The sequence below is a fragment of the Gemmobacter aquaticus genome (genome assembly GCF_007859075.1).
Lineage (GTDB): Bacteria > Pseudomonadota > Alphaproteobacteria > Rhodobacterales > Rhodobacteraceae > Gemmobacter > Gemmobacter aquaticus.
Map to the genome: position 1 here is coordinate 148,434 of NZ_VOAK01000024.1, position 22,042 is coordinate 170,475.

Annotated in this window: 18 protein-coding genes and 2 pseudogenes; 11 read left to right on the forward strand and 9 right to left on the reverse strand. The window is 60.0% G+C overall.

The genetic code is table 11. The features are described 5' to 3' along the window. Positions 1–15 precede the first annotated feature (15 nt). Positions 16–843: an IclR family transcriptional regulator gene (locus FQU74_RS16535; RefSeq protein WP_146287584.1), complete on the reverse strand. Its 828-nt coding sequence runs from the start codon at positions 841–843 to the stop codon at positions 16–18. A gap of 164 nt (positions 844–1,007) precedes the next feature. On the opposite strand from FQU74_RS16535, the gene FQU74_RS16540 reads away from it, so the two are divergent. Genes FQU74_RS16540 through FQU74_RS16585 form a run of 10 tightly spaced genes read left to right on the forward strand, consistent with a single transcriptional unit; the run spans position 1,008 to position 11,732 of the window. Beyond that, positions 1,008–2,021 (forward strand): ABC transporter permease, encoded by a 1,014-nt coding sequence (locus FQU74_RS16540; protein WP_146287585.1) that lies wholly within the window; start codon positions 1,008–1,010, stop codon positions 2,019–2,021. Between the two features lie 3 nt (positions 2,022–2,024). Next, positions 2,025–2,861 carry an ABC transporter permease gene (locus tag FQU74_RS16545; protein ID WP_146287586.1) on the forward strand — a complete coding sequence of 279 codons (837 nt, stop codon included), beginning with the start codon at positions 2,025–2,027 and terminating at the stop codon, positions 2,859–2,861. Positions 2,862–2,884: 23 nt separating this feature from the next. After that, complete coding sequence (locus tag FQU74_RS16550; protein WP_229704412.1) at positions 2,885–3,847, forward strand: ABC transporter ATP-binding protein; 963 nt, start codon at positions 2,885–2,887, stop codon at positions 3,845–3,847. Continuing rightward, entirely contained in the window at positions 3,844–4,854 is a 1,011-nt protein-coding gene (locus FQU74_RS16555) for an ABC transporter ATP-binding protein (protein WP_146287588.1), read from the forward strand. Before FQU74_RS16550 ends, FQU74_RS16555 begins: the two co-directional genes overlap by 4 nt. 14 nt (positions 4,855–4,868) lie before the next feature. Continuing rightward, positions 4,869–6,131, forward strand: coding sequence for a CaiB/BaiF CoA transferase family protein (locus FQU74_RS16560; RefSeq protein ID WP_206665045.1), 1,263 nt, complete (start codon positions 4,869–4,871; stop codon positions 6,129–6,131). A 17-nt stretch (positions 6,132–6,148) separates the two neighbouring features. After that, positions 6,149–8,092, forward strand: coding sequence for a 3-hydroxyacyl-CoA dehydrogenase NAD-binding domain-containing protein (locus FQU74_RS16565; RefSeq protein WP_146287590.1), 1,944 nt, complete (start codon positions 6,149–6,151; stop codon positions 8,090–8,092). Next, a complete protein-coding gene (locus FQU74_RS16570) occupies positions 8,089–9,525 on the forward strand; it encodes an NAD-dependent succinate-semialdehyde dehydrogenase (RefSeq protein ID WP_146287591.1) in 1,437 nt (478 codons plus the stop codon). Before FQU74_RS16565 ends, FQU74_RS16570 begins: the two co-directional genes overlap by 4 nt. A 3-nt stretch (positions 9,526–9,528) precedes the next feature. Next, positions 9,529–10,095: an enolase C-terminal domain-like protein gene (locus FQU74_RS16575; RefSeq protein WP_146287592.1), complete on the forward strand. Its 567-nt coding sequence runs from the start codon at positions 9,529–9,531 to the stop codon at positions 10,093–10,095. 14 nt (positions 10,096–10,109) lie between these two features. Continuing rightward, entirely contained in the window at positions 10,110–10,919 is an 810-nt protein-coding gene (locus tag FQU74_RS16580) for a shikimate dehydrogenase family protein (RefSeq protein ID WP_146287593.1), read from the forward strand. A gap of 3 nt (positions 10,920–10,922) precedes the next feature. Beyond that, entirely contained in the window at positions 10,923–11,732 is an 810-nt protein-coding gene (locus FQU74_RS16585; RefSeq protein ID WP_146287594.1) for a shikimate dehydrogenase family protein, read from the forward strand. A 339-nt stretch (positions 11,733–12,071) separates the two neighbouring features. Here FQU74_RS16585 and FQU74_RS16590 read toward each other — a convergent pair. The 6 genes and pseudogenes from FQU74_RS16590 to FQU74_RS16615 form a co-directional block, all read right to left on the reverse strand. Continuing rightward, positions 12,072–12,493, reverse strand: a pseudogene (locus FQU74_RS16590) (transposase); the annotation flags it as partial. Between the two features lie 34 nt (positions 12,494–12,527). Then, entirely contained in the window at positions 12,528–12,716 is a 189-nt protein-coding gene (locus FQU74_RS16595; RefSeq protein WP_146287595.1) for a hypothetical protein, read from the reverse strand. A gap of 338 nt (positions 12,717–13,054) precedes the next feature. Beyond that, the gene (locus FQU74_RS16600) at positions 13,055–13,918 is read right to left on the reverse strand and encodes a hypothetical protein (RefSeq protein ID WP_146287596.1); all 864 of its coding nucleotides are present in this window, start codon (positions 13,916–13,918) and stop codon (positions 13,055–13,057) included. A 3-nt stretch (positions 13,919–13,921) separates the two neighbouring features. After that, the gene (locus FQU74_RS16605; RefSeq protein WP_146287597.1) at positions 13,922–14,107 is read right to left on the reverse strand and encodes a helix-turn-helix transcriptional regulator; all 186 of its coding nucleotides are present in this window, start codon (positions 14,105–14,107) and stop codon (positions 13,922–13,924) included. Positions 14,108–14,188: 81 nt separating this feature from the next. Next, positions 14,189–14,971, reverse strand: coding sequence for a hypothetical protein (locus tag FQU74_RS16610; protein WP_146287598.1), 783 nt, complete (start codon positions 14,969–14,971; stop codon positions 14,189–14,191). Beyond that, positions 14,971–15,612 (reverse strand): tyrosine-type recombinase/integrase, encoded by a 642-nt coding sequence (locus FQU74_RS16615; protein ID WP_229704411.1) that lies wholly within the window; start codon positions 15,610–15,612, stop codon positions 14,971–14,973. Before FQU74_RS16615 ends, FQU74_RS16610 begins: the two co-directional genes overlap by 1 nt. Positions 15,613–15,830: 218 nt before the next feature. Here FQU74_RS16615 and FQU74_RS19795 point away from each other — a divergent pair. Then, a pseudogene (locus tag FQU74_RS19795) lies at positions 15,831–15,956 on the forward strand (IS3 family transposase); the annotation flags it as partial. 37 nt (positions 15,957–15,993) lie between these two features. Here the strand turns inward: FQU74_RS19795 and FQU74_RS16625 are convergent. Together FQU74_RS16625 and FQU74_RS16630 are read right to left on the reverse strand one after the other, a co-directional pair. Continuing rightward, positions 15,994–16,203, reverse strand: a complete 210-nt coding sequence (locus FQU74_RS16625; RefSeq protein ID WP_146287600.1) for a hypothetical protein — start codon at positions 16,201–16,203, stop codon at positions 15,994–15,996. Positions 16,204–16,446: 243 nt separating this feature from the next. Continuing rightward, positions 16,447–21,495: a RecQ family ATP-dependent DNA helicase gene (locus FQU74_RS16630; RefSeq protein ID WP_170246256.1), complete on the reverse strand. Its 5,049-nt coding sequence runs from the start codon at positions 21,493–21,495 to the stop codon at positions 16,447–16,449. Positions 21,496–22,042: the final 547 nt, after the last annotated feature.

Consider the following 22,042-nt stretch of genomic DNA (forward strand, 5'->3'; position numbering starts at 1 on the left):
TCTCCTAGTCAAAGGTTAAGGGGTAGTCAGGGGAACCCTTGGCTTCCCGTTCAGATTGCTGCGAAGTTGCTCTACCATCGCGACGAGGTCAGGCCCGATGCGTGACAAACAAACATCCTTGGGGATGATGTCGATGATCCCGCCGCAGGTTATAGCTACGAGGGGTGATCCGTCGGTTGGGCGAAATGCGACGCCAACCGCGTTGATATAGCTATACCATTTGCCGAAGGTCGCAATGAACCCAAGCGACTCGCGGCTCTCGATCGCCTCGTCGATCGCGGTACGGATGTTGTGCTCTTGATCGGGCTCGTGCGCGACCATCTGCGCCAGCACGCCGTCGCGAATATCGGGGTGCATTTCGGCGATGTAGGCCAAGCCCATTGCGGTGCGCCAGATCGGCAAGCGGGAACCCACGTTCAGCCGCAGCGACACCGGGCTTTGCGACCGGCAGTTGGCAAGATAGACCATTTCCAGCCCGTCACGTGTACCAAGGGCGGTGGCTACACCAGAGCGGTCCGCCAACTCCTGCATCAGTGGCTGCGCCATATGTACGACTGCAGACGAGCTGAGCGCCGAATAGCCAAGCGATACGGTCGCTGGCCCGATGCTGTAGCGGCCAAGCTGTGTGTCATAGTGCAGGTAGCCAAGCGCGACCAATGTGGCCGTCAATCGTGACACCGTGGCCTTGGGCAATCCAGTGCGTTCGATCAGTTCTTGATTCCCCAGCGTCGTGTCGTCCGCGCTGAAGGATCGCAGAATCTCAAGTCCGCGCGTTAACGAGGCCGCAGGATTGCTTGCCTCGACCGCCTCTGCGCCATCCACCGGAACCGCACGTTTACGCATATCTTCCCCCATTTCCTTGTCGAGGCATCTGATTTGCACCGGTCGAAAGGCCAATAAGTGAAACTTAATTTCATTTATGTTGACTGCCCGCCCGCCGATTGTCAATACTAACGAGGAACACGCCACCGCTCCATCCGGCGCCACCAGACGGGAAGATCACTCAAATGACCCGCTACATCCTGCGACGCCTAATCGCGATGCCCTTCCTTGTTCTGGGTATTGTTACCCTCGCCTTCCTGCTGACGACGGTGACCAAGGGCGATCCGCTGACTGCGATCGTATCAGACCGGCAAATGAACAACCCCGAAGTGGTGGCGGCTGCAAAGGCCAAATGGGGACTAGATCGCAGCCTGCCCGAACGCTACGCAATCTATGTCGGCAACCTGTTTCAAGGCGACATGGGAACCTCCTTCATCACGCGCCGCCCAGTGGCGCAGGATGTGCTTCACCGTTTGCCCGCCACGATGGAACTTGTCATTGCGGCGATGATCGTGGGCGCGACGATCGGCATAAGTCTCGGCGTCCTGGCGGCCTATTTTCACAACACGGCTATTGATCATGCTTCGCGTCTGTTCGCGCTGTTCGGATCTTCGGTGCCTGTCTTCTGGCTTGGGCTCGCGCTGCTTTATGTGTTCTCGGTTCAGTGGGGTGTCCTGCCTGGCCCAGGCAGACTCGATGCACGTGCCGTCGCGCCGCCCACGGTAACGGGCTTCATGACAATCGACACCCTGCTGGCCGGTGAGTTTCGCCTGTTCCTCGACGCGGTATGGCACTTGATCCTGCCGGCCTTTGTTCTGGGTTGGGCAGTGGCGGGCACGATTTCACGTCTTGTCAGGGCCAACATGCTGGAGATCCTGTCGCGCGAGTTCATCCTTACCGCCCGCGCCAAGGGTGCTGGCGAGTTCCGTGTCGTGGTCGGCCATGCCTTGCGAAACACCATGGTGCCGACGCTGACCGTGATCGGCTACTCCTTCGCCTATCTGCTGACCGGCGCTGTTCTGACAGAGACGATCTTTTCCTGGCCTGGCATGGGATCCTACGCCGTCGACGCGGCACGTGGACTCGATTTTCCCGCGATCATCGGCGTCACCATTGTTGGCGGAGTCGTCTTCCTGCTGACCAATCTTCTGACTGACATTGCGTATGTCGTCGCAAACCCCCGTGTAAGGCTTGGCTGAACGATGACCGCACAACTCGCCCCCCGGATCGTCCGCCCACGTTGGCTGACCCTTCCGCTGATGATCGGCTTTGGCCTGATCCTTTTCTGGCTTCTTGCCACCGTGGCCGCCCCATGGATGACCAGCTATGCCCCGCTGGACATGGTGGGCCGCAGGCTTCAACCCCCCAGTTGGGACCACCTGCTCGGCACGGATGCACTCGGTCGTGACGTTCTGAGCCGCACCTTACATGGGGCACGCCACTCAATACCGATTGCTGTAACCGTGGTCTTCTTTGCAGTGTCGATCGGGGCCCTGCTCGGGGCGCTGGCCGGTTTCATCGGCGGCATCGTGGATACAATCATCATGCGGTTGGTGGATGTGACACTGTCTTTTCCGCCCATGCTGCTCGCTATGGCAGTCGCCGCCTCCCTAGGACCGGGGCTCGAAAATGCGGCGATTGCCATGATCATCGTCTGGTGGCCGATTTATGCCCGACTAATGCGCGCGCAGGTGCTGGAAGTGCGCGAGCGGGAACATGTCGAGGCCGCCGTCGCCTCGGGTGCCACGCAAACCCGGGTCTTGACCCACCACGTGCTGCCGCTTTGCTGGACCCCCGTGCTTATCAGCGCGACGATGGACCTCGGACAGGTCATCCTGCTTGCGGCGTCACTGTCCTTCATCGGTCTGGGTGCCACGCCACCAACGCCCGAATGGGGCTCGATGATCTCGGACGGGGCATCGCAATTCTATTCGTGGTGGGTGGCCCTAGGTCCCGGCCTTGCAATCCTGACGATCGTTCTGGGCTTCAACTTCATCGGCGACGGCCTGCACGACTACTTTGACCCGAGGTCGAAATGAACGCACACACTCCCCTGTTCGAGGTGCGCGATCTGCGCGTCGCCTTTGGTCGCAACGGCGTCTTTTCAGAGGCGGTGCGCGGCGTCAGCCTGCATGTCGATCACGGCGAAGTGCTGGGCATCGTGGGCGAATCCGGTTCGGGAAAATCGGTTGGCATGCTCGCAGCTCTCGGTCTGCAGCCGGAGGGTGCGAAAGTCACCGGCTCAGTCCGGTTCAAAGGGCAGGAACTGATAGGCCTTCCACGGCGATCCCTTCGCGAGCTGCGCGGATCTCGCATTGCTATGATCTTTCAGGACCCACTGTCCTCACTGAACCCGGTGATGACAGTGGGCGATCAGATTGCCGAAGCAGTGCGCCTGCACAACCCTGACTTCTCACGTAAGGCGGCACTTGACCGCGCAAGGGATCTGCTTGCCCTGGTCACCATACCCCAACCTGATCGGCGTCTGCGACAGTATCCGCACGAGTTTTCCGGGGGAATGCGGCAGCGGGTGATGATCGCCATGGCAGTCGCCAACGATCCGGACCTGCTGATTGCAGATGAGCCGACCACTGCGCTGGATGTGACCGTGCAGGCCCAGATCATGGATGTTCTGGCCGACTTACAATCGCGACTCAAACTTGGGTTGATCCTGATTACCCATGATCTTGGCGTCCTGGCAGGACACGCTGATCGTGTGGCGGTTGTCTATGCCGGACAGGTGGTAGAGCAGGCTGTTGTGGACGACCTCTTCGCCCGGCCCGGTCATCCATATACACGCGGTCTGATCGCTTCGATTCCGGACATGACGCGTGAAAGCGAGCGGCTGTTCTCTATTGACGGCACGCCTCCGGCTCTTGGTCGGCTGCCTCCGGGGTGCGCATTTAACCCGCGCTGTCATATGGCTCAAGACATCTGCCGGCGCGAAGCACCACCAGCGTCGCTTGAGAGCGGGCATATCGTTTCCTGTCACTTTGCCTTTACCGGATTGGAGAGCGTTGCATGACCATTGCTGAACCTATCCTTTCGGTGCGCGGTCTGGTGAAACGCTTCCCCGTAAAGGGTGGCATTCTTTTCGAACGCGATGTTGGCCAGGTCAACGCCGTGGCTGGCGTGTCTTTCGACGTCGCCCCCGGCGAGACCCTGGGGCTGGTTGGAGAGTCCGGATGCGGCAAATCCACACTCGGACGCTGTATCCTGCGGCTGATTGAACCAACCGAAGGCCAGACCCTATTCCGCGGCAAGGATATCAACAGCCTACCGCCACACGGGATGCGGATGCTGCGCCGCAAGATCCAACTGGTGTTTCAGGATCCTTATGCCTCGCTTCACCCCCGGATGACGGTGGCAGAGAACATCGCCGAACCTCTTCGGATCAGCGACCTGTCGCCAAACGACCGCAAACGCAGGGTGGCCGAGATGCTGGATCTTGTCCGCCTGAACCCCGAGCATGGTACTCGATATCCTCACGCGCTTTCGGGTGGTCAACGGCAGCGGGTTGTGATTGCACGCGCCCTCGCTTTGCAGCCCGATTTGCTGGTGTTGGACGAACCGGTCTCGGCTCTGGATGTGTCGGTTCAGGCAGGTGTCCTGAATCTGCTGAAGGATATCCAGCGAGAGTACGGAACGGCCTTTGTCTTCATTGCTCATGACCTGTCGGTGGTACAGCACATTTCCGACCGCGTTGCCGTTATGTATCTGGGCAAGATTGTCGAGGTCGCGCCCAAGAGAACGCTTTATGCCTCGCCGCTGCATCCCTACACTCAGGCCTTGATGTCAGCCGTGCCGCTGGCCGACCCTCCGCGCGAACGCGCCCGCGCGCGCATATTGCTTATGGGTGATGTCCCCAGCCCGATCAACCCTCCGTCGGGATGCCGTTTCCGGACGCGTTGTCCCATCGCACAGCGGATCTGTGCAGAGCAGGAGCCGCAACTTAACCTGCAATCGAGCGGCCATGCCGTTGCCTGCCACTTCCCTGAGGCCCGAGACACGGGTCTGGCGGTGACAGCATGACTCGGGAAGACGAAATGGCCAAGACAATGCAGACGCTGCCTTTGAAAGGCATAAAGGTCCTCGACCTGACGCGCGTTCTGGCCGGTCCCTGGACAACCATGAGCCTAGCCGATCTGGGGGCCGATGTCTGGAAGATCGAGAGCGTCAAGGGCGGCGACGACACGCGAGCCTGGTCTGTGCCAAATTTCAAGGGGGTCAGCACGTACTACCTCTGCGCCAATCGCGGCAAGCACAGCATCGCTTTGGACCTGAAGTCGCCTGAGGGTCGCGCCATTGTGCTGGAGCTTGCCGCCCGTGCGGACGTGATGGTTGAGAATTTCCGTGCCGGAACGGTGGATCGTCTTGGTATCGGCTATGGCGATATCCGCGCGATAAACCCCGGCATCGTCTATTGCTCGATCTCGGGATATGGCCAGACGGGCCCCGAGGTGACGCGGCCGGGCTATGACTTCATCATGCAGGCGGAAAGTGGCCTGATGTCCATTACCGGGCAGACGGACGGCCCACCGAACCGGCTTGGCGTGGCCTTTACGGATGTTGTGGCAGGGATGGTGGCCACACAGTCGGTTTTGGCGGCGCTCTATCAGCGGCGAGATACCGGCGTGGGGCAGTACATTGATGTGGCCTTGCTCGACTCGACCCTGAACTTGCTGATCAATGTGGGAACGGCCTACCTGAACGCCGGTGTCGAAGCAAAACGCTATGGGAATGCCCATCCGACGGTCGTTCCCTATCAGCTTTTCACTGCAAGCGACGGACCTTTTGCGCTAGCTGTCGGCAATGATCGTATGTTCGCCGACTTTTGTAACCTCGTGATCGACCGGCCCGATCTGGCCTGCGATCCACGCTACCTGACCTCACACGATCGGGCGTTGAATCGCTCCGGCCTGCTGGAAGAAATCCAAACGATTATTGCAACAAGAACGACGACTCATTGGATTCAGGCGTGCCAGGCCGCTGATGTGCCTGCCGGTCCAGTCAAGTCCGTGTCGGAAGCCCTACAGGCACCATCTGTCGTGGAACGGGGAGTAATTCAGCGGGTCGAACACCCGGAACTGGGGACTGTTTCGCTGATCCGGCCAGCTCAGGGGCTTGCTGCTCAGGTCGATTACAAGCCAAAGGCGCCGCCGATGCTGGGTGAGGACACGCGCTCCATACTGCGGGATGTGTTGGCCTTCGATGCAGCGCGGATTGAGGAGCTATTGGCCAAGGGTGTGATCGGATGTCACGATATCGCGGCCAAAGTTGACCGAAATATTCAGGGCGCAACGGTCTGACCGCAATGGAGTCCCGCATGACTGTCACTCTGGACCAGCACGGTACAATTGCCGTTGTGACCATCGACAACCCGCCTGTGAACGCACTTGCGACCCCAGTTCGCGCGCAACTCTTCGACCTCGCAGCACAACTCGACAACGATCCTGGGGTCAGCGCCGTTGTATTGCGTGGGGCAGGCAAACTATTCGTGGGCGGCGCCGACATTACCGAATTCGACCGTCCGCCCGAAGCTCCGACCCTGCCCGAGCTGATCAACCGCATCGAGGGTGCCAAGAAGCCCTGGATTGCGGCCATTCACGGCACGGCGCTCGGAGGCGGGCTAGAGCTGGCGCTCGGCTGCCACTACCGCATCGCTACCCCAGTTTGCACAATGGGACTACCCGAAGTCGGACTAGGCTTCATTCCTGGAGCGGGCGGCACGCAACGTCTTCCCAGACTGATCGGCCTAGAAGCGGCAGCTCCCGTTGTAGCGGAACGGCTGGTTCTGGATGGCATCCAGGCGGCAAAGCTCGGCCTGATCACAGGGGTTGTAGAGGCCAACTTGCTTGATGAAGTCATAGAATTTGCGCAAACCCTGAACGGTCATCTTCCCCCTCTGCCCTCTGCCCGCCCTCTGCCCGCCCCCACTCCAGATTTCTGGGATGTCGCCACAGCGCGCATAGCAAAGGGGTCCAAGGGTCAGGCAGCTCCTATTGCCGCGCTGGCGGCAATGCGTTTCGGTCTTGAGCACGGTTTTGCCGCAGGGCTTCGTCATGAACGTGAGACGTTCCTTAGGCTGAGGGCGTCAGAGGAATCTGCTGCGCTTCGCCATCTGTTCTTTGCAGAGCGAGCGGCTCCGCGTCCTGCTGAACTGCGCGGCACTGCCCCGCGCGAAGTTCGCACTGTGGGCGTCGTAGGGGGCGGCACCATGGGGGTTGGCATCGCTGCCGCTTTCCGCAATGCAGGTTTTGCGGTCATCCTGTCTGAACGCGACGAATCCTTGGTGGAACGGGGTCTTGCAAACATCAATGCCGTTTTCACTGCGGCCGCGCAACGCGGCCTGATCACAGAGAAAGAGGCAGCGGATCGAGCTTCAGGTGTAACAGGTTGCGCGGGGCTTGAGGGCCTTGCACCTTGCGATCTGGTTGTTGAGGCGGTGTTTGAGGATCTGTCAGTCAAACGCTCCGTTTTCGCCGAACTGGCGATGATCTGCCGTTCTGATGCACTTCTGGCAACCAACACATCCTACATAGATCCGAGACTAATCGCCGAGGGCCTGCCCGCACCTGAACGCTTTATCGGACTGCATTTCTTTAGCCCTGCACATGTGATGAAGCTGCTGGAAATTGTCCCCTTACCTGGCTATGCGCCAGAGGTCCTGGCAACCGCATTCGACATCGCGCGCCGACTGGGCAAAGTACCGGTAAGATCTGGCATATGCGATGGCTTTATTGGCAACCGCATTCTCAAGCGGTATCGCGCAGAGGCAGAGAATATGTTGCGTAGCGGTGTACCGCATAGCGAGATTGATGCCGCGATGCGTCGCTTTGGGTTCGCCATGGGCCCGTTCGAGATGCAGGATATGGCGGGCCTCGACATCAGCTTCATGAACCGTGAAGCAGCAAGGGCACGGGGCGAAGATGTCCCGGAAACTCCGGGTGACCTTCTGGTGCGAGCGGGGCGAAAGGGGATCAAGACCGGCAGCGGCTGGTACGATTACCTCCCCGGCGACCGTACGCCACGTCCGTCATCCGAGGCTGTCCGGATCATCGCCCCGCTGGTCGCGCAATCGTCGCCTTGTCCGGCCGACGAAATCGCGGCGCATCTGATCGCTGCGATGGCCGCCGAAGGCCAGTCAATCCTTGATGAGGGCATCGCAAAATCTTCTTCCGACATCGATCTGGTTCAAGTGCACGGCTACGGCTTTCCACGCACCAAGGGCGGCCCGATGTTTCAGACCGCCAGAAAGGCCAAATCATGATTCACTATCCCAACGTTTCCCTTTTCATTGACGGTACCTGGCGACCTGCATCTGACGGGCGAAGCATCCCCGTCATGGATCCGGCCACCGCTGGACAAATCGGTACAGTCGCTCATGCCACGCGCGCCGACCTTGACGAGGCGATTGCCGCAGCAGAGCGCGGCTTTGAGGTCTGGCGCAAGACCTCGTCCTTTGACAGATCCAGGCTGATGCGAAAGGCTGCAGACATCCTGCGCGACCGGGCCGAACATGTGGCTGCCCTGATGGTGCGAGAGAATGGCAAGCCGCTTGCGCAGGCGCGGCTCGAAACTCTGGCAGGCGCCGACATCATCGACTGGTTCGCAGGCGAGGCGCAGCGGACTTACGGGCAAGTGATTCCATCACGCTCGCCAGATGTGTTGCAAATGACCTTGAAGCTGCCAGTTGGACCAGTTGCTGCCTTCACGCCATGGAATTTCCCGATCAATCAGGTGGTCCGAAAGCTTTCTGCGGCACTCGCAGCAGGATGTTCGATTATCGTCAAAGGGCCTGAGGAAACACCGGCTAGCCCGGCCGAACTGTTGCGTGCGTTCGCAGACGCGGGGCTACCAAATGGTGTTGCAAATTTGGTCTTCGGTGTGCCGGCCGAGATTTCCGAGTATCTGATACCGCATCCGGTGATCCGCAAGATCAGCTTCACCGGCTCTACCCCCGTGGGAAAACAACTTGCAGCGCTGGCAGGCCTCCACATGAAGCGCGCGACGATGGAGCTTGGCGGTCATGCGCCGGTGATCATCGCAGGCGATGCCGATCTGGACCTCGCATGCGCAACCATAATTCCCAACAAATTCCGCAATGCCGGTCAGGTCTGCGTCTCTCCGACACGGTTTCTGGTGCAGGACAGACTTGCCGACGCCTTCGCGGATCGCTTTGCCGATGCTGCGCTAAATCTTCGGGTGGGCAACGGCATGGACCCGGATACAGAGATGGGCCCGCTAGCCAATGCGCGCCGCATACCGGCGCTTGAGGCGCTGGTGGCTGATGCCGTGGACAATGGTGCGCGGCTGCTGGCGGGCGGGCGTCGCATCGGAAACGAGGGCTGGTTCTTCGAACCCACCGTTCTGGCCGACGTGCCCGTTTCGGCCCGCATTATGAACGAAGAGCCTTTTGGGCCAGTTGCGATCGTCAATCGCTTCACCCATCTGGACGACGCAATCGCTGAAGCGAACCGCCTGCCCTTTGCCCTTGCGGCGTTCGCCTTCACCCGTGACACGGCCACCGCGACGCGACTCGGAGCCGAAGTCGAGGCCGGGATGCTGTCGATCAACCACCTTGGGCTTGCCTTGCCAGAGGTTCCCTTCGGCGGGACTAAAGATTCCGGGCATGGCACCGAAGGCGGGGCAGAAGCGCTGGATGCGTATCTGGAAACCAGGCTGGTCACCCGGAAGAATTGATCCATGTGCACCACCGACATCCGAACGTATCCAATTCGCTTTAGCGCCGCCAATGACTACCGGCGCGAGAAAAGCGCGCTGCACGTACAGGTAATCGCCGTCGATGAACAGATCGGCTGGATCGAGGAACCCTTCTATCCGAACCGGATCAACGATGATCGCGCGCTCAAGGTAGCCATAGTCGTCCCGATCTCAAACGACGAATGGGAGTACACCGTCAGTGGCTACCAACGGATGATTGAGGCGGGGGACCGTCGATATTCTGCGCGTCGATCCTGCAAAGACCCAAGCTGTCACAGGCTGCGTCAAGGTAGGTCCACTATGCTCAAAGGCCGGGATCGTGATGAACGCCCACACATGGTGCACGGCAATCCTGACCGCAGTCAGCATCTTTCGGAAAGTTCACCCGACACGCGCCGCTTTGAGTTGAAGCCGTCTCCCATCGTCGTCCAGCAAGAGCTGGTCGAAGCGCTAGTCTGGCCTCTTGCAGGCCGCGTTACCGCATCCGACCGGCCGCGATTGGGCATTGAAGTGAATGAAGCGGTTCTGAACAGCCTGCCCCTAACCTGAAGGAAAAGAGTGCAATGGCAGATATTACCGGTGCGACATCAATACTATTGATGCTCGCGGATCCCGTTTCGCATATCCGCGGCACTATCCTGATCAACGATGCCCTGGCGGCACTTGGTCTGGATGCGGTGATTGTTCCGATCCACGTCACGCCGACAGATCTGGAAACTTTCCTTGCGTCGGCACGTCGTATGCAGAACGTCGCAGGCCTTGGCATCACCATACCCCACAAGATCGCGGCATGTGTGCTCGTTGACGAACTTACGCCGGTTGCAAGGCGCATGGGCGCGACAAACTTTGTTCGGAGAAACGCGGACGGCACTTTGACGGGTACGAATACCGATGGCGCAGGCTTCATGGAAGGGCTGCGCGTCAACGGCTTTGACGCCACGGGCAAACGCGCCCTGTTGGTTGGCACAGGCGGCGTCGGACGGGCGATCGCCTTTGGTCTTGCAGAGGCCGGGCTGGCGAGGCTTGACGTGATGAACCGCGATCGAGGCAAGGCCGAGGCACTGGCGACAGAGGTTCAGGCGGCCTTTCCATCCTGCCGCGTAGACCTTGCTGACGCATCTTCCCTGAAAGCCGCGGACCTGCTTGTGAACGGCACGTCTCTAGGCATGAAAACCAGCGATCCCCTTCCGCTTGAACTGGCCAGCCTGACCGATCGGACAACCGTTGCAGAGGTCGTTGTCCAGCCAGCAATGACGCGCCTTTTGAGTGACGCTGCCGCAAGGGGCTGCCCGATCATTGCCGGGGCGGAGATGTTGAAACCGCAACCGGCAATCGTGGCAGAATTCTTTGGCCTTCTGCGCAGGGATGGATAAGCGATGGAAATTACTGGTGAAACCGATCTGTTCTACATTGTTGGCACACCTGTCCGGCATTTTCGCGCGCCGATTCTGTTCAACGACTACTTCGCATCATGCGGGCACAACTTTTGCTGTACCGGGCTCAATGTGCAACCAGCCGATCTTGCCGACGCACTTTCTCTTGTTCGACGGATCGAGAATATCCGGGGTCTATGCATTACCGCACCCCACAAGATCGCCGCCGCATCAATGGTTGACTTGCACACAAGGGAAGCCACTCAGGCGGGATCGGTCAATTTTGTCCGTCGGGAGACAGATGGAACACTGACGGGCCATAACCTTGATGGTCTAGGTTTTCTGCGGGGCCTGAAGGGTTCAGGCTTCGACCCAGTTGGAAAGCGGGTTCTTCTGCTGGGCGCAGGGGGCGTCGGCCGCGCGATCGCATTCTCGCTCGCGGCCGAAGGGGTTACGCGACTTTTGCTGGCCAACCGAGACACCGCCAAGGCCCACACACTCGCAGCAGAAGTTGCGCGGGCCACTGGCATCAAGGCAATGGCCACAGGAACTGGCGCACTGCCTGATCTCTCGGATTTTGACCTGATCGTGAATGCCACATCAGTTGGTATGGGCGGCGGAGGCGACATGCCGATGGATCTGACTGGCGTCTCCGCAAGTGCGACCGTTGCGGATGTTGTGATCGGCGCACAAGACACGCCGCTCATAGCCGCCGCGAAACGTGCGGGCTGCTCGACCATGGTCGGCTCATCCATGCTGAAACCACAAATCGAGCTGAGCGAAACTTTCTTGTATGGTACGGCAAAGGGTTGATTGGTTGTGCCGCCTGGCAGCCTTGCCGCAGGAACAATCGTTCGCTGTCCCCTGAGAATTGTATCGTTTGAAGCTTGTGTTTTCGGCTAACATTTTCTTGCCTTCAGAGAAGCTGCAGTACGACGAAGGCTTCGAAGCTCGGCTATGCGCAGGGGCGTTCATCCTTGAGTAGGGGAGGACGAGCACGTGCGGCAGAAGCGGATCGCCACAGATACTAAACTGGATCGGCATATGCTGCAGGACATTGTCCGGCGAAAGCTCTGGAGCCGGAACGGGTCCGCGTACTGGTTCGCAGGATGTGCACAGACTGGTCGGAGCCCGCGACGGTGAAAACCTAGGTCATGCTGGCAAATGGCGGATCCAGAGGCGGAAAGACGTTATGTCGATGAAGCCCAGGAAGCTCTCGGCAGCCTTGTCGTAGCAGGTTGCGACGGTACGGGCGTTCTTCAGCTTTTTGAAGCAGCGCTCGACGAGGTTTCGCAGCCGGTAGAGCTTGCGGTCGACTGCGACACGGAGCCTGCGGAACTTGCGCATTGTGACGACTGGCACGACGTTGCGCGCCTCCATGGTTTTGCGAACCTTGCTAGAGTCATAGCCGCGATCGTCTAGCAGGACGCAAGGTTTCGGCAGGTTGTCGCCCTTGACCAGTCGAAGCCCAGATAGTTCGATGTCTGCTCCGGGTTGATATCCGACCTCATGGGGCGAACGGTGCCGTTGACGCAGAGGTGGATCTTGGTCGCGAAGCCCCCCCCTGTGAATCCCTTTTGTCAACACGACTTTCCGTTTCCACTGACGCTACCCGCGCCCATAGCGCAGCCTTGCATCCAGCACACAAGCGGCCTCGAACTCGAGAGCGCGGATTTCCAGAATGATGCGCGAATAGGTCGTACAACGCATGCGGTGCGGTTTTTTGGGATATGGCTTGATCGAGCTGGGGTTGAGTTGCCCAAGCTTGCGGCGCAACCTTTGGGCCTTGAGGATCATGCGGTCGACTGGGGCATATGCTTCGAGCCGGTACCGTGCCCGAAGGCAGATGCGGCAGCGCAAATCCTCATAGAGCACTGCGCAGCGGCGGCCGCATTTTGGACAGAGGAACCACCGCCGCTCACCGCCGAAGTTGCACGGGGTGGTTACGATCGCGATCCGAACGCCATCAATCCTCAGCGACCTAAATCCGGCCAAATACAGGCGCCGCATGTCGAGTCGAACTTTGAGATCTTCACAAATCATTAGGGTGAACCACTAAACATCAACTTTTTGATGCAGCGAGCGTTGAGATTGCAGGCATCCCTGGGATGGACGAAAACGAATGCGGCCATCCATCATGTCCTCGAGGCAACGAGGCGTTGCACCGTCTTCGACACGAAGAAGCGGGCACCGCGGCAAGGGGTGCCCTGTATCTTGCCTTGATCCTCATCGTACTTCCCGTCGGGCTGATCACCGCCGAAGCTTTGCCCGCGCACTGGTTTGCAGGTATTGCCGCGAAGCTTTCCGCGGAACAGGCGTTGCGAAGGCTCGCCCTTCCCGAGATAGGCGGCAAGGAAGAAGCCTCGGCGATCGGGATGTACGTCCGCCGCAAGATGCCACGAACCGAGCTCACCGCGGGCAAACTCACCTTCAGTGCGCCGCGCATGATGGCCGGCGCGCGCCTTGGGTTCGCCGGTGATGTCTGCCAGATACGCTGCGAACCTGGCGCGGTAATGTGTCGGCAGATGAAGAGCCACGTGCCAGTGTTCGGCCTCGGGACCAGCGACCTCGCGCACCCAGATGTAGAGGCAGGGCAATTCGCGATGTGCCAGCCATTTGCGGAAGCGCTCCACAAGGGCGTCGATCCGCCCAGGCACGGGGAGCGTGCGCAGCCAGTTCACATCATTTGCACTGAACAAGCTCGACCAGCGCAGGGTGAGCAATGTGTTCAGCGGATGATCGCGACGGGCCGCGGCGGCGGCGGCGGCAATGAACCGCCTTTGGGTGCCGATCGGAAGTGCTGTCGTTGCCTTGCCGGGTTTGCCAGCCTGCTCATACGCCGATAGATCCGCGGGTGCCCTATATATGGGCTGCTTCCGCAAATCGCCGTTTTCGGCAATTGCGTGACCGCGTTCAACTGCCTTGGGCTGGCGTGCAGGCGCGGCGGCCGGTGCGGCAACGTGCCGACCGGCCTGCGGGAGTCGAAAGGGGCTTTGCATCGCTCAGGCAGTCCCCTGACGCGCATTCTCCCACGCCTCGATCTCGGAAAGCTTCCAGCGCGAACACTGCGGTGACAGTCTCACTGGCTTGGGAAAATTGGGAACGGTGCTGGTCCAGCGCCAGATCGTTGTGCGGTGGACGCCAAACCGTTCGGACAATCGGACGTCTGACAGGTAGAGTTCGGCCATGGGGAGTGCTCCAAGCGAAAAGGTTTCGAATGGAGGCAACGTGGCACAATGATGGTGGTACAGTGGCCGGCACTGTACCAACTATTTCCTCTTGGAGTTCTTCAGAAGTTGGCGGTTGGCGTTTGCTGACGTGCCATATCCTTGAGCGTGTGCCAGTTCGGTCGCGCGTTTTTGTGTGTGCCCCTGATCGATCAGCTCGCGCATCCTCTGCAGAGTTCGTTCTGTTTCAGACTTCGTTTGCTGTCGCCGCGAGCGACCGCCTGACTTGGCCGCCGAAAGAACCTTGTCACCTCTGACCGCGTGAGCCTCGGCTTGTTTCCCGATTGCGGCGCGCGCATGCGTGCCGGCGTTGAACGCCAAGAAGGCGATCTCCCGGGCAAATGAGAGCAGCCATTCGCGGTCGTCTGGCAGGTTCCGGTCGGGGTCAATTTCGTCGCTCATAGCGCTGGTGCACCAGTCTAAACTTGCAAGCGATTCAAGCGCCTCCGCTGCATGCGCCCTGCGAGACAGGGTATGATCACCCTCCGTAACCTCTCCTGCACCCAAAAACTCGCGAAGGAGCGCCTCGATCCTGACGCGTTCGAGCTCCCACGCAACGTCTACAGGTTGGAGCTCGCCCTCAACCCACGCAGCCAGTTCGCCGAAGTAGAGGATTTCAGCTGCGCCTTTCCATTCTTCCGGCGCCTCGTCAGGCGTTACATACTCCTCTCGGCTTTCGATGCCATTCTGGTGAATCCGCTTGGGAACGTCGGCTCGGAGCCGCTCCAGAAAATCCTTGGCGCTCGCGCGGTCGTCGAAATGCCGCCACCAGTCATCCAGCCAAATCCAGTCGCGGCGCGCGTAGCGCTCCTGCCAGCCCTTCATTACGCCACCCATTCAATAATTGTGGCGTCAGAGGTCTCTGTCCCTTCGAGAAAATTCGCCCAGTCCGTCATCAACTGGCGACGTTTTTCCAGCATATCGCCCCGCCGATACGCCGCCTCAACGGCGTTTGCGATCTTATGCGCCAATGCGAAATCGGCCATCTGGGCCGGGTATCGTGTCCTTTCGCTGACCCAGTCACTGAAGGTGCTGCGAAGACCGTGTGGCACTGCGGGGCGCTTGCTGACCCGGTCCAGAAATCCCGGCCCGCCGTTGGCGATGTCAGCCTCATGCATCCGCCGCATGGTGGCACTTAGCGTCATGTCCGACAGTACGCCGCCAGCTTTCCCGGGAAATACCAACGGATTGTCGGATAGGCGCGGCAGAGACCGCAGCAAATCGATGGCTGCCGGGGCGAGCGGCACACGATGTTCGCGCTTCATTTTCATCCGTATCGCAGGAGCGATCCAGATACCGGAATCCAGGTCTATCTCCTCCCAACGCGTGCCGCGTACTTCCTTGGAGCGGAGTGCCGTCAAGGCCGCAAACTCGAGGGCACGGCTGCCAAAGCCCTCCAACTTGCGCAACGCACCAAACCAGCGCGGCGCGTCACCAAGCTGAACCGCCGGATGGTTTTGCTTCACGGCAACTTTTGATGCTGCTGGCAGCAACTCTTTCAGATTTCCGCCCCAGCGGGCCGGATTGTCGCCAGTCCGGTGCCCTGCGACCGTCGCCCAAGACAAAACGTTCTCAATGCGCCCGCGTACCGCCTCTTGACATGTGCCGGCTTTCGAGACGTTTCTTCACTCCCACCTTGGCCGGAAAACGATAGGTCCAATCGCTTTCCCCCAAAACAAAGCAAATACCTGAACACGCGCTTATGTCTAAGATAGAGGTCACCATCGATGGCCGTCGTCGGTGCCCTTGGACTGCCGCCGAGAAGCTGCGGATTAAGGAAGAGACGCTGGACGACAGTGCCAGCACAAGCAAAACGCATCCACTGACCCGCCACAGATTCGCGACGATCAGGATTTCAGGAAGATGCGGGAGGCCTCCGACCAGGCCTCATGTCTCGACATTCCCATAGACATCAGGGTTGCGATCTCGGCCTCGGCCATCTGTGCCCGCGCCGCCGCTTCCTCCTGCAGGGTCGCCTGACGGAGCTTGCGCTCCGCCTTCGGAACGGACCCGGTCATGGCTGCAAGGATAGCGGCCTCTACGTCCGTCGGTGTCATGGATAATCTCCTCCTTTTGCGATGCGGCGATGATACTTCAGTATGCCGCTCGGTCCGATGCAAACTTCAAACTGGCGGTGTTTCACGAGTTATTGGCTGATCTGAAATCTCCGGCGCCCTACGGGGACGTCATCGACGCTGATGCCTACTGTTCGCCCTGTCCATTGGCTATGAAACCACGGGGCTGGCCTACTGCTTGACCAACTCACCCATCGACCCTCGCAGTGAACACCTGCCAGGTCATCAGCGTTTGTTGCCTGTACACTTTGGCAGGCCCTTGCGGAACACAAGCTCTGGGAGAATTGTCTCCCATTCGTCGCGTTTGATGTAGCTTTGGTAGAGTTCCTCGTTGTCGGACTTGCGCCAGCGTATTATCGCCCCCACCCGGCCAGATGTCAGAATGGTGCCCTCGGGCGGCGCCCAGTTGCCAGCCATGCGGGCCAGAACGCGGCGACTGGCGTCAAGGATCATCCATTTCCCCTGGCGCAGTTCGAGCGTAACCGGATCGTCGACTTGCGCCGCGGCGATAGCGACATGGGTAGGGCTCGTCTCCGGGAGCCGACCGGCAAAGGAAAGATCGACAACGACCATATCTGGAACCTGATATTGATCAGGATCGGGGAGATCGAGCCGGTGCGGCATCTCGACTTTGCGCAGCATCTCGCAATCACTGTCAGCCTGAACGAAGGCATGTGCCCCGTTTGTGACCACAGCGAGGCTGCGGCGAGCGCGGGTCATGGCAACGTAGAACAGCCGACGTGGCGCTTCGCCGTCCTCTCCCTGCGAGAGCACCTTCCAGCCGCCATTCAGAATTACCACATGGTCGAACTCAAGCCCCTTCGAGCGATGCGCAGTCAGCAGCAAAAGACCTCTTTGTGCAATGCGGATGTCCTGCGCCCATTCTGCAAACCATTCGATCGCGTCTGGAACGGGGATCGTCTTCTTACCCAGTTCGCGCGCGAGGTCCGCGATGCCCTCGGCGATAAGATCGACCCAGCGGTTGGAGCGCTGCTCGTTGAGCACACCGAGAATGTCCTGGATGGTGAGCATAGCGGTCGGGCGTTTACGCAAGTCCGCCACAAGGCGCTGCATCTCGCGCGTTCGCCAAATACTCGGTAGCTTTTCGTTGGCCATTTCGACTGGCAGCCCAAGTTTTTCAGCATAGGCGCGCACGGCACCAAGCCGCCGCCAGTCCCGAGAGATGATCGCACAGCGTGCCCAGCTGAAATCCGGGTCGAGCCGCGAGATCCGAACCAGTTCGTCCACCGCAGCCACCGCTTGCGCCGTATCATCGGCCGCAGTGTCCAGAAATTGCACCCGGCCCCGCCCGACTGGGTCATAGCGCGCCATGACGCCGCCACCGGGGTCGAGGCTGCGCATCTTGTCCACTGTGATCGCATGTCCGGCCTTCATGCGTCCCCGCGCGGGCTCGATGACCTGGTTTGCCGCATCCACGATGTGCCGCGTCGAGCGGTAGTTCTCGGTCAGGAACTTGGGCTTCGCGCGGTAATCTTCTTCAAACCGACGAATGAAGGAAATCGATGCCCCGGTAAAGGCGTAGATGTTCTGGTCGTCGTCGCCCACGGCAAAAAGGCTCAGACGCTGATCGGGATCGTCGTGCGAGCGCCCGGCTACAGCAGCAATCAGCGCGTACTCTTCGGGGCCGATGTCCTGATACTCGTCAACAAGGATCCAGCGGTAGCCCTGGATGAGCGCCTCGCGCTGCGCCTCGGCTTCGGAGCGGCTCAGTCCCTCTCCGTTGATTTGACGGACGGCCTCACGCAGAATTCCGTCAAAATCGAACCCTTCGGCTGCGCCGCCCGTAAAGCTTGCGCCAACAAGCCGCATCGCCAGCGCGTGGCAGGTTGAAACCGTGACGCGCGCGGCATCCTCGCCGACCAGATGCCGCAGACGTGCGCGGATCTCGGCTGCGGCATGCCGGTTATAGGTCAGCACGAGGATGCCGCTTGGGTCCTCACGTCTTACCCGCAGGAGATAGGCGATACGATGCACGAGCACCCGCGTCTTGCCGGAGCCGGGTCCGGCCAGAACCAGGACGTTGGTCTCTTCGCGATCATCTGCGACGATGTCTTGCTGCACCGGGTTGCTCAGATCCTCGACAATCTGCTTCCAAGCTTTGCCAGTGGTCTGGCGACGTATCTCGACGTTGCGACCGGGCATCCAACGCCGAAGGAAACTGTCCTGATCGAGGGCGAAGTAATCCTCTGAGAGGCGCACGGCCGCGTCGATCTTCTCCAGTCCCTTTTCTGCATAGGCGGACATCACATGGGTCTGCAGCGTCTGTTCCCGGTAGTGCTCCTCGAGCGGCAGGAAATCCTTTTTGGTAAAGCCCGCATGTCCCGGTTTCAGATAGATAGTCATGGCCGAGCGGAACACCGTGAGCCCCTTGCCTAGCGTCATCACCTGCTGCTCATGCAACCACAGCAGCGCGCGCTCCATGAGCTTGGTCATGTCCTTCACGCCAGAGGCCATGATCAGTGCGTCACCGCTAAGTGCGGCCAAGATGTCGCCGATAGTCGTCTCAACTTGAATATCCTTGCCACGTGTACCCGTGGGTACTTTGGCAATCAGAAAGTCGAGCAGCTTTTCCGCAGCCATCCAGCGCACCGTGGCGGTCTGGTCCACCACGCGCCAAGTGCGCTGCAAGACTACTTCCAGCGTCTTGGCGGAAAGCTTGCGCAGGCGGATATTGCCACGTCCGCCGTCGCTGTCGCGTCCGTCCCGCTCGATGCTGCGCAACAGGCGCTCAAGAAGGTGTGGGCTCACATCTTCATGCCCTTCACCGCGCAAAAGTTGGGTCGCTGCTGTCAGATCGAACGGCGCTCCTTCGCCTACATCCGCTTCGGGCGCCAGTTCGCGCATCCGCGCGATCAGCGCTTTCTCGAGCCGCATCGCGCGGGTCATGCGCTGGCGCGACTGGTTCTCGACCCCGACATGCACCGAGACCGTGATCGCGATGTCGTTGCGCGCGATACCGAGGGCCTCGAGGTCTGCCATCGCCTTGCTTAGTTCCCGGTGCGTCAGCCCGCTGATGCCGGTCAGCTCGTCAGTGGAGATGCCCTGATCGGGCGGCGTGTTCATCACGTGGCGCACGATGTTCAGAAGCTGCGCCCGCCGCGCCTCGGTGATGTCGGCCCGCTTCAGACGCGCCTCTGCCTCCGCCAGCGTGCGCACCAGAAGCGAAGAGGGGAAGACCTGAACCCGGTTCTCCTCGCGTGAGACCAGCGAAGCCTCTTCGAGCCATGAGACCGCCGTCTTGACGCGCGTATCATCGGTCGCACTGTCGCGCACGAACTCGCTATCCTTTTCTTCGCGCACGATTTCACCCGCAGTCGCCACCACCTTGCCACTGTTGCGGGTGTGCTCATCGATGCGACGTAGCGCCTTGAGAATGGCGCCGATCTCGTGACGCTCAAGACGTGAGCGCGCAGTCAGCGTAAATTGCCGCTCAACGTCGTCGGAGTGATACAGAAGCACGCAGGCCGCAGGTGCCCGGTCGCGCCCGGCTCGGCCCGCCTCTTGCAAATAGTTTTCCAGTGAGCCCGGAATATCGGCATGGACCACCAGTCGAATGTCAGGCTTGTCGATACCCATGCCAAAGGCATTGGTGGCCGCAATCACACGCAAATCGCCCACACGGAAGCGCTCCTGCACCGCCCGCTTGTCATCCGCGGTCAGCCCTGCGTGGAAATGTTCGGCCGCAAGCCCTTGCTTCTTGAGGAAGTCCGCGACGCGCTCCGTCTCTTTTCGTGTCGCGCAATAAACGACGGCCCCCGATTGATCGCCGATAGGCAGACGCTCGGATATCACCGTCAGGATATCCCCGAGCTTGCTTTCCTTCGTGGTCGCCAGCACAGAAAACGTCAGGTTGGTGCGCGTGGCTCCGCCGTCAAAAAGCGATAGCGCAATGCCAAGCCGTTCGCGGAAATGCTCGGTGATGTCGCGAACGACCTCGGGCTTGGCGGTAGCCGTAAGGCATAACACCGGCGCGGGCTTTTCATCCCCTGAGAATTCCCGGATGAAGCGCCCGATGTAGCGGTAGTCGGGCCGAAAATCATGCCCCCATTTCGAAACGCAATGCGCCTCGTCGAGCACCCAAAGCCCCACCTCACGTTGCGCCAGAACCGAGCGGACCGACACGCTGCGCAGCTGCTCGGGCGAAATCAGCAGGATCGCCGCCTGACCCAGCCTGACCCGGTCCAGCGCATCCTGTCGTTCGGGCATCGACAGCATGCCGTTTATAGTCACAGCTGACGAAATCCCCGCCCGCTCCATCCCCTGAACTTGATCGGCCATCAGCGCCACCAAGGGCGAAATCACGACCGTCAACGCACCGGTCTTGTCATAGAGGCTTAGCGCCGGAACCTGATAGCAGACCGATTTGCCCGTGCCCGTGGGCAGGATGCCAAGGACGTCGGCATGTCCCATGGTTTCGGCCACGATGACCTCTTGCAGCGGCCGTCCGTCGCTATCGACTGGCTGGGGGCGGAAGCCGTTGAAACCGAACCACTTCTTCAGCGCTCCAACCGGGTTGTTCATCTCGGCGCACCAAGCGCAGGTACTGTCGCCGCAGTTGGTATCGCGCAACATGCGCACGAGGAGGGCGGATTTCGGAAACGCCGCTCGCACCCAGGGTGGCATCACGGATTCCCCGCCTGCGACGGAGATCCACGCCAGCGCATAGGCCATCGGCCAGCCCGATCGTGGGTCCGACAACGTATTGAGCGCCGCCTCGACCTGTGCGCCACAGGCCTTGCCGACTAGCAGCGTCCGGGTAGCCGCAAGGGCCGATGCGCGATCAGGTTGGGGCGCCTTGCGGATATGGGAAAAGACGGCGTCAAATCCATCAGCCCGGTCCAGACGGGTCGCAAGGTAGTGGTAAGCAAGCAGTGTTTCGGGTGATTTCGATGAGAGCTCAGCCAGCGCCTTGATCTGGTTTTCCAGCACTTCGAACACTAGCCGCGCATCCAGCTCGGGATCGTTCACATGCCCTGCCTGCAAGCGCCCGTCATGGTAGTGTTTCACGAGGTGATGGTACGGGTTGCGCGGGAATGCCAACGGATTGAGCCAGAGTGTGTCAATCGGAGCGGCCATTTTCGCGATGAGCCGCGGGCGCGCGGCCAGAAGATGCTCGATATCATGGCGCAGAATATTGTGCCCGATGACATACGCGGCTTTCTCGAGCGCCTTCTCGAGCTGATCGAGTCCCCGTTTTACATTGCCCTTCGGGGCGACAACCGCGGGTCCATCGCCGAACCGTACCGCTGCCATGTCAAATATCTCAGCTGTCCTGGGGTTGACCTCGAGATCCACCGACAAACAACGCTCGAGCAGAGGCGTCTTGTCCTCAGTCCTCGATCGCATGAATCTGAACAAAGCCATCAAGCCCGGCGCGGAAGGATAGAGATAATCCAGCCTAGAGCGCCCAATTCAGCACCGCAATACGCTTAGTCCAGGGCCGGAAGCATAGTGGAACGCGCAATTTCTGAAGCTGCACAGCGCTGGGTGACCGCTTTGCGTGGGTAGTGCCTTGACGTTAGCTACCGGAAGATACCACAACCTCGTTGCCGGCGAGATAGTAACAAGCGAACCACCGGTTCTCGCTTGCTTCCCATTGGGTCAAGTCCAGAAAGACGATGTTTCCAACACAGGTTCAACCTAAACAATTCTCAATAGAAAGAGTTCGCTCCGGAAGGACAGCTGCACACGGTAGCCGTTTAACAGAGAGTTAAACGAGCCACGACGCAACCATCTGATAAAACACGGATAAACTGCGGATATTAGTGAGGCCAGAAAGCCTCGGTTTGCTGCGATCCAT